The sequence below is a fragment of the Cupriavidus sp. SW-Y-13 genome, assembly GCF_009793345.1.
GTDB lineage: Bacteria > Pseudomonadota > Gammaproteobacteria > Burkholderiales > Burkholderiaceae > Cupriavidus.
Genome location: NZ_WHLX01000001.1, coordinates 713,203 through 727,055, shown reverse-complemented (window position 1 = coordinate 727,055; position 13,853 = coordinate 713,203). Strand labels below are relative to the sequence as shown.

Below are 13,853 nucleotides of genomic sequence, written 5' to 3'. Positions count from 1 at the left end.
GAGCGGGAGAGGGGAGCAAAACACTAGGGAGATTTAATGCTTAAGCATCCCCCAACATCTGCGCCACCGACCCCGCTGTCCCTTCCGCCTTTTCCCCGATCAGCTGCTGCAGCGTACGCAGCAACTCATCCTCGTTGAACGGCTTGCCCAAGTACACGTTCACGCCGATCTCCGCGGCGTAGCGACGGTGCTTCTCTGCCGTGCGCGACGTGATCATGACGATGGGCATGTGGTTGGTGTCGTTGTCGGCGCGCACGTTGCGCGTCAGGTCGAAGCCGTCCATATTCGGCATCTCGATGTCGACCAGCATGGCATCGGGCATCACTTCCTGCAGTTGCTTCAGCGCATCCACACCATCGCGCGCCAGTACCACCTTGTATCCCGCACGCGTCAACAGACGCTGGCTGGCCTTGCGCACCGTCAGCGAATCGTCCACCACCATGACTGTTGGCTGGGTCAGCAGACCGGCGACCGGTACCGAGGTATTGGCATCGACCAACTCGGCCACAGCGCCCATCTGCGGCGGCACCCCCGCCACCAGCAGCGGCACAGCGGGCGATGCCTCGCCGCGTTCGCGTACCCAGCGCTGGGCCAGCACCACCGGGTTGTAGATCAACACGATCTCGCCATCGCCCAGCGTCGTGGCACCGGCGATACCTTCCAGACGTGCCAGATGGGGGCCGATGTGCTTCACCACCACTTCGCGATTGCCGATCACGTCGTCCACATGCACGGCCACGCGTTCGGCGCCCGAGCGCACCACCACCACCGGAGAATACTTGCGGCCCGAGCCCATCGCCGCCACTTCTTCCAGTAGCGCGCCGAAGTAGAAGAACGGTGCTTCCAGTCCGCCGGCAGCAAAGCGGCCCGCGTTGTATGCATCGAGCAGCGGCTTTTCGCGCAACTGGTGGACCTGGTCGATCATGCCACTCGGGATCGCGTACAGGCGACCACCCAGCGACACCAGCAGCACCTGCGTGATAGCCGTGGTCAGCGGCAGATGCACCGTGAAGCTCGTGCCGCGTCCTGCCTCGGTAGAGAGCGTAATCCGGCCGCCGAGTGCCACGGTCTCCGAGCGCACGACGTCCATGCCCACGCCGCGTCCCGCCAGTTCGGACACCGTATCGACGGTGGTGAACCCCGGCGCAAAGATCAGTTCGGTCAGACGCGCCTCGCTGACATCCTCGTCGGCGGCCAGCAGATGTCGCGACACCGCGCGCTCGCGAATGCGGCCGAGGTCCAGGCCGCTGCCGTCGTCGAAGAACGTCAGCACGACCTCGTTGCCTTCTTGCTGCACTTCCAGCGTCAGCGCCCCAGTGGCCGACTTGCCCACCGCGCGACGCGTCTCCGCCGGTTCGATGCCATGTACCACGGCATTGCGGATCAAGTGCTCGATGGGGCCAGCCATGCGGTCCAGCACCGAGCGGTCGATTTCCACCGTACCGCCCTTGATCAGCAGGCGCACTTCCTTGCCGGTTTCGGTGGCAGACTGGCGTGCCACACGGTACAGCCGTTCGGCCAGCGCATCGAACTGCACCATGCGCGCCTGCATCAGGCCGCGTTGCAGCCCGCGCGTCAGCCGTGCCTGTGCGGCGAGGTCACCCGAGGCGCGGTCGAAGCCGCGCTGCAGATTCTGCTCCACGGTTGCCACGTCGTTCACCGACTCGGCCATCATCCGCGTCAGTTCCTGGAAGCGCGTGAAACGGTCAAACTCGAGCGGATCGAATTCCTGGTTGTGCTGGGCGTCCGCAATACGCGACGCCATCTGCGTTTCGGCCTGGATTTCGATCTCGCGCAGCTGCATGCGCAGACGCGCGACGTTGTCGTTCAGTTCACCAAGATAACTGCGCAGCGCCAGCAGTTCGCTGTCGAGACGGGCACGTGTGGCACCCACTTCGCCGGCATCGTTGATCAGCGTATCGAGCGTGCGAGCCTGCACGCGCACCAGCGCGCGCTGGCGTTCGGCATCGGTCGGCAGCGCCACGACGGGCTGGATCGATGGCGGCGCGATGACCTGCGTTGGCACCAGCGCCTGCGATGGAGAAGCTGGCTCCGGCGCGGCAGCGACAAGTCCGTTCACCACGTCCGCATCGTCCACCGGCAGCAACTGGCCGTTCTGCAATGCCTCGACGTGCGCCAGGATGCGGTCGTACCAGGCGTAGAGCTTGCCGAACAAGTCGGGGGTCACGCGCTGGCCGCGCACGCTGGCATCCAGCAGCGTTTCCATTTCGTGCGCTGCCTGGCCCAGCGCCATTGCCCCGGCCATGCGGGCGCTGCCCTTGAGCGTGTGCAGCCCGCGCAGGATCAACCCGCCCTGCTGCAACTCCTCGGGCGAGGCTTCCCACGTCCGCACCAGCTTGCCAAGATCCGGCAAGGCACCCTGCGCTTCTTCGAGGAAGATCTCGACGAGTGCGGGGTCGAGCGACGAGGCATCGGTCGGCACCTCGGGCAGCGTCTCTGGAACATCGGGCGAGCTGGCCGATACGTGTGCCACGGCAACGGAATCGTGACGCGGCGTCGGCATCGTGATCACCACCGCGTCATGGACTTCCGTGACCGGGGTGATGGCAGCCGGAGTCGGCACGATCGGCGGGAGCGACACCACAGGCGTCAGCTTCACCGGCGGCAACCCGGGCGCGGGCGCTTGCGCCGCATTGTCGATCTCGGGCAGCGGCGACACAGGCGACGGCGGCTGGCTGCCAAACAACTGCGAGACAGAGCCCTCCTGCCCGGCGGACTGCTCGGGCGGCACCGCCGCACGCGGACGCACCAGCGCGCGTTCGCCAAAATCGTTCAGGTCGCGACACAGCGACGGATCCGCATCGGGCCAGATGCCGGCAGCGAACTGGTGCAGCATCGCGCGCAGGCTGTCCACGGCCATATCGAGCAGACGGAAGTCGGCCGGATGCATCACCACCGGATGACGGCCCAGCAGCAACAGCAGTTGTTCCAGCGCCTCGGCGATATCGCGCACCGGTGTCAGGCCGACTGTCGATGCGCTGCCCTGCAGCGTGTGTGCCACGCGCAGCGCGAGTTCGCTCGGGCACGGATGGTTCTCGTGCTTCCACTCGGAGAGATCCGTGGCGAACTGCCGCAGCAGATCGTCGGCTTCCTGCAAATAGACGTTATAGAGCGCCAGCCCGATGCGAACCGGGCCGATAACCTTGTAGTGGTCGTCCTCGTCGGCCAGCCCACCACCAAGGCGGAACGGCAGCACGTTGCTGTCGATGTCGGCATTGCCCTCCGGAACGATAGGTTCATCGGGCAGGGCTGGAATCTCGATGGCTTCGGCCTCGACCAGCAGGGCATCGAGCGGATCCCCGGCAGAGATGGCATCCACAGCATCGACGGACCTGGATTCCGGCACCGCCTGAACCGAACCCGGCTCGCGCACGCCCTGCGCCGCATCCACCAATGCCGCGATATCACGCAGCGTGGACGAATCGTCGCGCAGCGCCAGCGCCCATTCGCGCAGCAGGTCATGCGCCTGGTTCAGCAGCGTCAGCAATGCCGGCAGCGGAGCGCGACCCTCGGCGATCCACAGGTTCATCACCTGTTCCACAGCCCACGCCGCTTCGCCATACCGATTCAGGCCCACCATGCGGCTGGAGCCCTTCAAGGTATGGAACGCGCGGCGCAGGCGGCTCAGCGCGTCGGCATCGCCCAGCGCGTCGATGCCACCCGCCATATCGGCAGCGATGTTGCCGAGCACTTCCTCGGCCTCGAACAGGAAGATCTCGAGCAGTTCTGCGTCGATGGCCGCCGCATCGACCGGCACGGGTGCCGTCATCGGCAGCGGTGCGGCCGGCGCAGCTGCAGCAGGTATCGGATCGGCCAGTGCCACAACCAGACGCTCGGCGGCGGAATCGCTGCCGGCCAGCCAGGCGTTCAGTTGCGTCGCCGCCTCGCTGGCCTGGCGGCGCAGCGTGGCGTTATCGTCGATGGTGGCATGGTCGGCCACAGCCTGCAGTGCGGCGCGCAGCCGCTGAATTTCGGGAGAATCGGCGGCAGCCGCCACGCGGATCGCATCCATGGCGGCGCTCCGGGCCGCGCCGAGCGTACCCTGCGGCAGACTCTCGTGCTCCGAGGCAATCCATGCCAAGGGATCGTCCTCCGCATCGGCACCGGGCTTGCGGCCAAATTCGAGCAGGTCCGCGAACGAATGGACCGCGCCCAGCTCGGCCGCGATGTCGGAAAGCTGATCGACGCGGGCGGTCTCGTGTTCGGTCTCGCGCAGCACGGCCAGCCGCCCCATCACAGAGCGTGCGGCTGCCAGCGCGGCGTCGGCAGGCTCGTCGGCACCTTCGGGCATGGCCGTGCTGCCATGGATATTTTCCAGCGTCGCCAGCAATGCCCCGAAAGCCTGGGCGGCGTCATCCAGCGCTTGCGGCGCATCGGCACGCGCCGCATTGCGGTCATACGTATCAAGCCACGATTCCCCGCTGTCAAGCTGGGCACGCAACTGGGACACGGCTTCGGCACGTTGCGCCTGGGCGCCAGCCACCTGCACCATCTCCGCCAGCCAGTCCGGCGCGGTGGCAGCAGCATCGCCCAAAGCGCCTTCCAGGACCGCGCACTGCTCCGCAAAGATCCGTGCGGCGATGTGGCCGGACTTGCCATGCACGCGCCACGGCATGGCGAGTGCGCGCGACAGGAACAGCGCCACGCCGGCGCGGCCTAGCGCATCGCCGGCAGGACGCTGTCCTGCATACGCGGCGGCGGCCGTCAGACATTGTTGCAGCGCGGGCTGGGCCAGCGGCATCGCCGCCTCGGCCAGCGAGGCCAGCGCCAGTTCCCAGCCTGACTGATCGTCACTGGCGGCACGGCCGATGGCAGTGGCCGCGTGCTGAAGGTTGCGGGTATCGATCGGATCGAGCCAGCCGTAGTAACGCTGCTGGAAATCGGCCCGCGCCACCGCGTGCGCTGCATCCACACGGAAGGCCTGGAGCGAGCGCGTGATGTCCGCACGCAGCACGCCGATGGACGCCTGCGTCGCAGGCGGCGTCGTAGCAGGATCACCATCGGGTGTCAGGCCGGTATTGACGAGGAAGAACACCGCATCGTTGAGCAGAGCCTGCGGCACGCGAACCTGGCCTTGCAGGTACTGGCGCACCAACAGGTGCACGCGCGCGGCAAATCGCTTGGCGAGCAGGTCCGACGGCAGCAGGCCATGCGCCAGGGCCCGGAACACCATGGCCAGCGTGTGCCAGATGCCACGATCGGGCGTATCAGTGGTGCGGCGGGCGTCCTGTTCGTGATGGCGTACTTCGTCGAGTGCCGCCTGCAGCGGCAGCCACGCTTCACGCAGCAGCGAAGCGTCCGTGCATGGGGTAGGCAGCCGAAGCGCCTTGAGCAGCGCGGCTTCGAAACGCTGGCGCGCACGCGTGACCGCCGACGCCGAAAGCGTGGGCAGCACGATGCCGGGCAGCATCTGCAACTCTTCGCCCCAGAGGTCGGCCGGATGGATGCGCTCTTCCTTTATCAAGGACAGCGCGGCGGCATAGGGCTGGAACAGGCGCAACGGATCTTCCGCGTCGCCGGCCATCAGGTCGTCCACATATTCCGCCAGTGCCTGCACGCCTGTGCGAAACACCGCCAGTGTGCCGGCATCGGCAGGCACGGCACTCGTATCGACCGCTTCCAGCAACCGGCGCAGCGCCTGGCAATAGGCATCCACGCCGCGCAGGCCGACGATATGCACCGCGCCAGCGGCCTGATGCAATTGCTGGCCCGCCAGGCGCAGCGAGGTGGTGTCGCGCGCGCCCAGCGCCTCGGGCGTCTGGCGGATCTCGTCGACATAGTGGCCCAACTCGGCCGCTGCATCGTCGAGCGCGGTGCGCAGGCTCGGCGCCAGCCAGGCCAGCACGGAAAGGTCGCGCAGCGGCGCGGCCGGCGGAGCCGCCGGGATCAGTGGCTCATGCTCGGCGGCGACGGGCGGTTGCGAAGCGGCCGGATCGGCCACGTCGCTGGTAACTGTTGAATGCAAGGACATGACGAGTTCCGGTGTGCCCGTTAGGTAACGGGCCCGCCTCAGGCGATCTTGAATCGCAATACCGAGTTACGGAGTTCTTCGGTCAGCGCCGTCAGCTGGCGCACCGAGGTAGCGGTCTGGCGCGTACCGGCCGTCGTCTGGGCCGTGACCTCCAGGATGCCTTCGATGTGGTGCGCCACGTTGGTGGCCAGACCGGCCTCGTGCGACGTGGTCTGCGAGATCTGCTCGATCAGCTCGGCCAACTGGCGCGACACGCGGCCAATCTCCACCAGTGCGGCACCGGCGTTGTCCGAGAGGCGTGCCCCTTCGACCACGCCGGCCGTGCTCTGCTCCATGGCGTGGACCGCGTCCTGCGTATCGGTCTGAATCGTGCGGATCAGGGCGCCAATCTGTTTGGTAGCTTCGCCCGAACGTTCAGCCAGGCGCTGCACTTCTTCGGCCACCACCGAGAACCCGCGACCCGCTTCACCCGCGGACGCCGCCTGGATGGCAGCGTTCAGTGCCAGCACGTTGGTCTGCTCGGTAATGTCCGAAATCAGTTCGACGATTTCACCGATCTCCTGCGACGATTCGCCCAGCCGCTTGATCCGCTTCGAGGTTTCCTGGATCTGCTCGCGGATGCCGTTCATACCCGCGATGGCGTTCTGCACCGCGTTCTGGCCCTGTTCGGCAGCGGCCAGCGAGGCGCGCGCCACATTGGCCGATTCGGCTGCGCCGCGCGATACTTGCGTGATGCGATCCGCCATCTCCACGACGGACTCGCCGGTCTGTCGGATCTGGCGCGTCTGTTCCTCGGTCGTCGCGGCCAGTTGGACCGAGGTCTCCTGCACCTGCGACGATGCGGTCTGCACTTCCCCGGCGGTCTGCTGCACGCGGCCCACCAGTTCCTTCAGTTCTTCCACCGTGTAGTTCACCGAGTCGGCAATGGCGCCGGTGATGTCTTCGGTCACCGTGGCCTGGCGTGTCAGGTCGCCGTCGGCGATGTCCTGCAGTTCGTTCATCAGTTGCAGAATGGCCTTCTGGGTGGTGTCGTTGTTGCGCTTTTCGTCGAGACGACGGGCTTCGGCCTCGCGTTCGCGCGCCTCGGCTTCCAGTGTACGGACGCGCGAATCGCGCAGGTACAGCGCCGCCAGCCCGGCCAGGCACAGCAGCGTGGCCACCGCGGAGGCGATCATCGCGCCCAGCGTCCACGGTCGGAACCGCGCGCCCTCGGCATACGTGGTCTGCAGTTGCGACAGTTCGCCGCGCAGGGCTTCGTTGTCGTTGAAGATCTGCTGCTGCGCGCGCTTGGCAGCAATCAGGCCCGGCAGGTTTTGCAGGATGGTCTGCGTGGTCTTCTGCACCGCCTCGAATCGCTCCGAAAGCTGCTTCAGGTACGTGCGCGTCTCGGCATCGTTGGCCGGCGACAGGCGCAGCGCCTCGGAGCCGTTGGTCAGGCCGTCCAGCGTTTCGCGGAAGGTGTTGGTGTCCTTGCCCAGCAGGAACGCCGTCTCCGGGTTCACGCCTTCGCCGGAAAGGAACTCGTTCAGGTTCTTGCCCAGGCGCTGCGTCAGCATCACAAGCTGCGCGGACGCAGCCACCTCGCGGGTATTCGAGCCCGCCTGGAGCTTGATCGCCGCCACCTGCTCGGCGGCTTCGAGCAGCTCGGGGTTCGATGCATTGAAGATCTGCAGCGTCTGGCCGATCGTGGTCAGGATGGGCTGCTGGGCCAGCACGTCGGCCGCGCTCTTTTCGGAGCGCTTCCACGACGTCTGCGCTTTATCGAGCAGCGGCACGGCCTCGCCCGTTGTCGCGCGCACGTGCATCTCGTCGCTGCCGTTCTGCAGCGCGAGCAAGTCGGCCGTCATCTGCTCCTTCGACTGGCGCAGCTGCGTGAATGCCTGCGCGTTACCGAGCAACGCCACCGGCACCGCCTTGCCCAGACGCTGCGAATGCATCAGCATGTTGCCGGTGATTTCGATCTGCGCCGCGCCGTTGGTAGCCTGCCGGTTATCAAGATAGACCGAGGCCAGCAGGGCCAGCAGCGACACCACCACGCCCGCCGTCAGCGCACGCTGTTGCGACGCGAACGGCATGTTGGTCAGCCAGCCCGACATCTGCCCGGCCGGACTCTGGCCCAGACCACCCGTCTTGCTGGCCGCCTTGGCGAATACCGAAGTGTGCGGCGCGTCGGCATTCGCCGAGCCACCGGCCCCACCAGCGGCCGAGGTGCGGCGACCCAGGCTGATCTTCTTGATAACCATAGCAACCCTCTGTTCGTTTTCTTGCGTTATTCGATTGTTCTTGGTGTGTCCGCCCGGCCGGTCAGGCCGCGCTGCGGCCCACCTGGAGAAAGGCGGGTGCGTCGAGCAACCGGCCGATGTCCAGTACCCGCCAGTCGCGCCCGTCGCGATCCACCAGCGGCGCGCCGTGCCAGGCATCGCCCTCGGGGGACTGCGCGGACGGCGTCAGGTCCACCGCGTGGCGCAGGCCCACCACGCGTGTGGCGATGATCCCGCAGGCCCGTTCCACGTGCCGCGACAACACCACGATCTTGCTGCCGGGCTGCACTGGCGTCGGACCCTCGCCGCCAAACAGGCTGAAATCGATCACGCCAAGCAGGTTGCCCCGCGCGTTGACCAGGCCGCGATACCACGGCTGGGTCAGCGGCACGGGCGCTGGCGCGCGCATCTCCAGCACTTCGCCGGTTTCGGTCAGCGGCAGCAGCCAGTGGCGTTGCCCCACCAGCACGCCGAGGTAGCTGTCCACGGCCGGCATGCTGCGCGCCTCGCGCAGGCGTCGGGCCAGCATGGCCTGGTAGTCATGCAGTCGGGTCTGTCGGGCTCGGATGTCCTGGCGCGGCGCATTCATGATCGGGGTCCCGGTGAAGCGGGTCGTGAGGCAAGGGCTGGCCGGAAGCCAGCAATAAAGCCCGAGAGCGGCTCGGGCTCGTGGCTCGGGCTCAGTGGGTCAGCGCGGCGATCTTCGTCAGCAGTTCTTCGCCATCCACGGGCTTGACGATGTAGTCCGACGCGCCCTGTCGCATGCCCCAGATGCGGTCCGTCTCCAGGCCCTTGCTGGTGCACATGATGACGGGGATGTCCTTGAAGCGGTCGTCGCGCTTGATGGCGCGCGTGGTCTGGTAGCCGTTCTGGCCGGGCATCACCACGTCCATCAGGATCAGGTCGAAGGTGTCCGCTTCCAGCCGGGCCAGGGCCTGGTCGCTGTTGCCAGCTACCGAGACCTTGAAGCCCTTCTTGCCGAGCAGGTCGGACATGAACAGGGCTTCGGTAGGCGAATCGTCGACGATGAGGATTTTGCTGATGGTCATTGTTGTATTCCTGAATGCTGCGGCGGCAGGATCATGCCGCCTCGGCCGCGCCCTCTTCCGCCACGCAGCCGCCCAGGCAGGTTTGCACCGCCTCCAGCAGGGCTTCGCGGGAAAATGGCTTGGCAAGATGGTTATGGGCGCCCACGAGCCGCCCGCGCGATCGGTCGAACACGCCATCGCGGGACGACAGCATGATCACGGGGATGGCGTGGAAGCGCGGGCTTTTCTTGATGAGGGAGCAGGTCTGGTAGCCGTCGAGACGCGGCATGAGGATGTCGCAGAAGATGACGTCCGGGCGCAGGTCGCCAACCTTGGCGAGCGCCTCGAAGCCGTCCTCGGCCAGCATGACCCGGAAGCCTGCCTGCGTCAGGAAGATTTCCGCGGTGCGGCGGATGGTGCTGGAGTCGTCGATCACGAGCACCTTCGTGGCGGCCTTGCGTGGCGCGCCGGTGTCGCTGACGCCGGCCATGCCGCCGCCATCGACCCCATCGACAGACGTGTCTTGTTCAGTAGGATTGACCCGCATCTTGTTCCCGCGGCCAACTGCCTGAAATTGCGACAGGCGTCGGCATTCACTTGAGAACTTCCGCACGGCAATGCGCAATGCACGCGCCGGCGGCCCCCGATTACCGTATTCCCAATCAAAATCCCGGTAGCCCTGACAAGGCTTGCCGGTGGCGGCGCGTACCCGAACGCGCTGCCGACACTGCAATGTTTTCGATGTTCTTTTACTGCAAGCCACGCCCGGTGCCAGATGGCCGGACGTATGCTCAGTTTTGCCGCAGAGTGTGACGATTCAAGGTGGGGCCGTCAATCCGGACACTCCGGACATTCCGGCGCCACCTGCCGTTCTGTCGCTTCGGCGCGACGAACAGTAGAAGGTTTGCGTCAGATCGCAACCATCTCGAAATCTTCCTTGCGTGCCCCGCATTCCGGGCAGGTCCAGTTGATGGGCACGTCTTCCCATTTGGTCCCCGGGGCGATGCCATCTTCCGGCGCGCCGGCAGCCTCGTCGTAAATCCAGCCGCAGATCAGGCACATCCAAGTCTTGTATTCCATATATGCAGGCGCTTGCCACTCTCCATTAAAATCCAGCGCATGATGGTACCCAATCAGCGCCGATGACGCCACCCATGAAACCGCGTAGTTGGCCCGATATCGCCGCGTTCGCGCAATTTAGCGGGGAGATGCCGTTCGAACGGCACCCTTTTGGACCCGATTTGCTGGATTTCCGGCCAGTTGGCCCCGCCGCATGCGCCCCTGTCACCGCCGGACGCCCGTCTATCCTCTGAATTTTCCCGAACCGATTCCCATGTCCCGAAACCAACAGCTCTTCGACCGCGCCCAGCAAACCATTCCCGGCGGCGTCAACTCGCCCGTGCGCGCCTTCCGCTCCGTGGGTGGCACGCCGCGCTTCATCACCCGGGCCGATGGCGCCTACATGTGGGATGCGGATGGTCAGCAATACATCGACTACATCGGCTCCTGGGGCCCGATGATCGTCGGCCACGCCCATCCCGATGTGGTACGCGCCGTGCAGGAGACCGCCGTCCAGAGCTTCTCGTTCGGCGCGCCGACCGAGGCCGAGATCGTGATGGCCGAGGAGATCTGCAAACTTGTGCCGTCGATCGAGCAGGTGCGGCTGGTGTCGTCGGGCACCGAGGCCACCATGAGCGCGCTGCGGCTGGCGCGCGGGTTCACGGGTCGTGACCTGATCGTCAAGTTCGAGGGCTGCTATCACGGTCACGGGGACAGCCTGCTGGTCAAGGCCGGCTCGGGCCTGCTGACGTTTGCCGACACCACGCAGAACGCCCCGTCCTCGGCCGGTGTGCCCGCCGACGTGACGCGCCACACGATGGTGCTGGAGTACAACAACGTCGCGCAACTGGAAGAGGCATTCGCCAAGCACAAGGGCGAGATCGCCGCGGTCATCGTCGAACCGGTGGCCGGGAACATGAACCTGGTGCGCGCCAGCGAGGCGTTCCTGCAAGGCATGCGCAACCTGTGCAGCGAGCACGGTGCCGTGCTGATCTTCGACGAAGTGATGACCGGCTTCCGTGTGGCACTGGGCGGCGCGCAGGCGCACTACGGCATCCAGCCGGACATGACCTGCCTTGGCAAGGTCATCGGCGGTGGCATGCCCGCCGCAGCCTTCGGCGGCCGCCGCGACATCATGGCCAAGCTGGCACCGCTGGGCGGCGTCTACCAGGCCGGCACGCTGTCCGGCAACCCGCTGGCCGTGGCCGCTGGCCTGACCACGCTGAAACTGATCCAGGCGCCCGGCTTCTACGATCGACTCGCCACGCAGACGCGCAAGCTGACCGACGGCCTGACCGCCGCCGCCCGCGCCGCCGGCGTGCCGTTCTCCGCCGACGCCATCGGCGGCATGTTCGGCCTGTATTTCACCAACGAGATTCCGGCCAGCTTCGCAGAGGTCACGAAGGCCGACGTGGGCCGCTTCAACCGCTTCTTCCACGCGATGCTCAACGAAGGCGTCTATCTGGCACCGTCGGCATTCGAAGCCGGGTTCGTGTCGGCGAAGCATGACGACGCAATCATTGCCACGACGATCGAGGCAGCGAAGAAGGCGTTTGCGGTGGGGTGAAGGCTCCAACCTGCTTCTGGTTTGCTCCCCTCTCCCACTTCGCGGGAGAGGGGAGCAAAACCGAGGGGAGGAGCACGAACGCTTCACGCAAACACCACATCCAACCCCTCGTGCAGCGCCGCCAACTGTGCCGCGAGGGGAAACGATGCCGCCGTCATCGGCGCGCGCAGGCTGTTGCGCAACCAGCCTTGCTGCGCCAGCAGCGCCTTGACCGGCCCAGGGTTCGGTTCCGCGAACAGGGCCTGCATCAGTGGTACCAGCGCATCGAACAGGCGATGTGCCTCGTCGATCCGGCCTTCGCGCATCGCCCGCCAGATCGCCACGAACAGCTCGGGGCGAACATGGGCTGACGCAATGATCGCGCCCTGCCCGCCCCGCTCCAGCGTATTCAGCATCTGAAGATCCTCGCCGGCCAGCACGGCCAGGCGGCCATCGTCGATCAGCGCCTGCGTGGTCTGCACGTTGCCGCCGCAATCCTTGATGGCGACGATATTGTCATGGTCGGCCAATTGCAGCAGCGTATCCAGGGTCAGCGTGGCGCCCGTGCGGTACGGGATGTCATAGAGCACCAGCCGCGCACGCGACGCATCGGCCAGGCGACGGAAATAGTCGAGCAGCCCCGCCTGCGACGGGCGGATGTAGTACGGCGCCGGTGCCAACACTCCCGCCAGCGGGAAGTTGCCAAGCCGGTCGAGCCGGGCCAGGACATTGCCGAGATGGTTACCGGCCAGGCCCATCGTCACGGGCATGTCGCCGGCAGCGCCGAGCACGGTATCGAGTACCGCCAGTTGCTCGGCTTCGTCGAGTGCTGCGGCCTCGCCGGTGCTGCCGCAGACCACGAGTCCCGACAGGCCACTGGCGCGGTAGCGGGCGACCATGTTCGCCAGTGCCGCGTGGTCCACCGCGTCACCAAGAAAAGGGGTGACCAGCGGCAGCCAGATACCTTGAAAAGCATGTTGCATCGTTTGCATCGGAAAACTCCGTACGACCGGGTGAGAAACCGCCGATGTGCAACGTTGCAGGACGCGTGAAGGGAAGAAAGAGAGGCAGGTCCGCTCTCCCCGGCCGGGTACTGTTCCGTCGCCCATCTGACGGAACAGCGCGCTCCGGTCAGACGAGCGACTGTTTTTTGGCTTTGGCGCAGGCAGCCATCATCGACGTGCCCGAAGCGGGAACGTGCGCGGAGGCAAAAAGGATGGCTGTCTGCGGCATGGGAGCGAATCTACCACGGCTGCCCAAACGCCGCATGCCCTCGCTCGACGCCCACAGAAATTGAACATCCCCGCCACATCACCTGCACTACACTCCATATTTGCCTTTTCGATTTTCGGAGTGCTCACCATGCGCAATGCTTCCGCCCTGTTCCGCTGGCTGGTGCTGGCCCTGTTCGCCAGCCTGCTTTCGGCATGCGGCTACAACGATTTCCAGAAGAAGGACGAGGCCGTGAAGGCGTCGTGGGGCGAGGTGGTGAATCAGTACCAGCGCCGCGCCGACCTGATTCCGAACCTCGTGGCGACGGTCAAGGGCTATGCCAGCCATGAGCGCGAGACGCTGGAGGCGGTGACGCGGGCGCGGGCGCAGGCCACGAGCATCCAGGTCACGCCCGAGACGCTGAACGATCCCGAGGCGTTCGCGAAATTCCAGCAGGCGCAGGGTCAGTTGACCGGCGCGCTGTCGCGACTGCTGGCAGTGGCCGAAAACTATCCGCAGTTGAAGGCCGATGCCGCCTTCCGCGATCTGCAATCGCAACTCGAAGGCACAGAAAACCGCATCACGGTGGCCCGCCAGCGCTATATCGCCGCCGTGCAGGACTACAACGTGCTGGCGCGCAGCTTCCCGACCAACCTGACCGCGATGGTGTTCAAGTACCCGGTCAAGCCATCGTTCACGGTGGAGAACGAGAAAGCCATCTCCGCGCCGCCGGCCGTGAAGTTCTGAGCGCCGCG

Annotated in this window: 9 protein-coding genes; 2 read left to right on the top strand and 7 right to left on the bottom strand. The window is 66.1% G+C overall.

Annotated features, from left to right (window positions below; all coding sequences use genetic code 11):
* Positions 1-40 precede the first annotated feature (40 nt).
* The 6 genes from GA566_RS03325 to GA566_RS03300 all read right to left on the bottom strand — a co-directional run bounded on the left by GA566_RS03325 (position 41) and on the right by GA566_RS03300 (position 10,361).
* Positions 41-5,992, bottom strand: coding sequence for an Hpt domain-containing protein (locus GA566_RS03325; RefSeq protein WP_160471624.1), 5,952 nt, complete (start codon positions 5,990-5,992; stop codon positions 41-43).
* 38 nt (positions 5,993-6,030) lie between these two features.
* The gene (locus GA566_RS03320) at positions 6,031-8,235 is read right to left on the bottom strand and encodes a methyl-accepting chemotaxis protein (RefSeq protein WP_137926681.1); all 2,205 of its coding nucleotides are present in this window, start codon (positions 8,233-8,235) and stop codon (positions 6,031-6,033) included.
* 61 nt (positions 8,236-8,296) lie between these two features.
* A complete protein-coding gene (locus tag GA566_RS03315; protein ID WP_137926682.1) occupies positions 8,297-8,842 on the bottom strand; it encodes a chemotaxis protein CheW in 546 nt (181 codons plus the stop codon).
* Positions 8,843-8,933: 91 nt separating this feature from the next.
* The gene (locus GA566_RS03310; protein ID WP_137926683.1) at positions 8,934-9,302 is read right to left on the bottom strand and encodes a PleD family two-component system response regulator; all 369 of its coding nucleotides are present in this window, start codon (positions 9,300-9,302) and stop codon (positions 8,934-8,936) included.
* A 31-nt stretch (positions 9,303-9,333) separates the two neighbouring features.
* Positions 9,334-9,828, bottom strand: coding sequence for a response regulator (locus GA566_RS03305; RefSeq protein WP_137926690.1), 495 nt, complete (start codon positions 9,826-9,828; stop codon positions 9,334-9,336).
* Between the two features lie 362 nt (positions 9,829-10,190).
* Positions 10,191-10,361 carry a rubredoxin gene (locus GA566_RS03300; protein WP_008644874.1) on the bottom strand — a complete coding sequence of 57 codons (171 nt, stop codon included), beginning with the start codon at positions 10,359-10,361 and terminating at the stop codon, positions 10,191-10,193.
* Between the two features lie 253 nt (positions 10,362-10,614).
* On the opposite strand from GA566_RS03300, the gene hemL reads away from it, so the two are divergent.
* Positions 10,615-11,907 (top strand): glutamate-1-semialdehyde 2,1-aminomutase, encoded by a 1,293-nt coding sequence (gene hemL, locus GA566_RS03295; RefSeq protein ID WP_160471622.1) that lies wholly within the window; start codon positions 10,615-10,617, stop codon positions 11,905-11,907.
* A gap of 83 nt (positions 11,908-11,990) precedes the next feature.
* Here hemL and dapA read toward each other — a convergent pair whose 3' ends face one another.
* Positions 11,991-12,878, bottom strand: a complete 888-nt coding sequence (gene dapA / locus GA566_RS03290) for a 4-hydroxy-tetrahydrodipicolinate synthase (protein WP_160471620.1) — start codon at positions 12,876-12,878, stop codon at positions 11,991-11,993.
* A 370-nt stretch (positions 12,879-13,248) separates the two neighbouring features.
* Here dapA and GA566_RS03285 point away from each other — a divergent pair, with 370 nt between their 5' ends.
* Positions 13,249-13,845: a LemA family protein gene (locus tag GA566_RS03285; RefSeq protein WP_160471618.1), complete on the top strand. Its 597-nt coding sequence runs from the start codon at positions 13,249-13,251 to the stop codon at positions 13,843-13,845.
* The last annotated feature ends 8 nt before the right edge of the window (positions 13,846-13,853 follow it).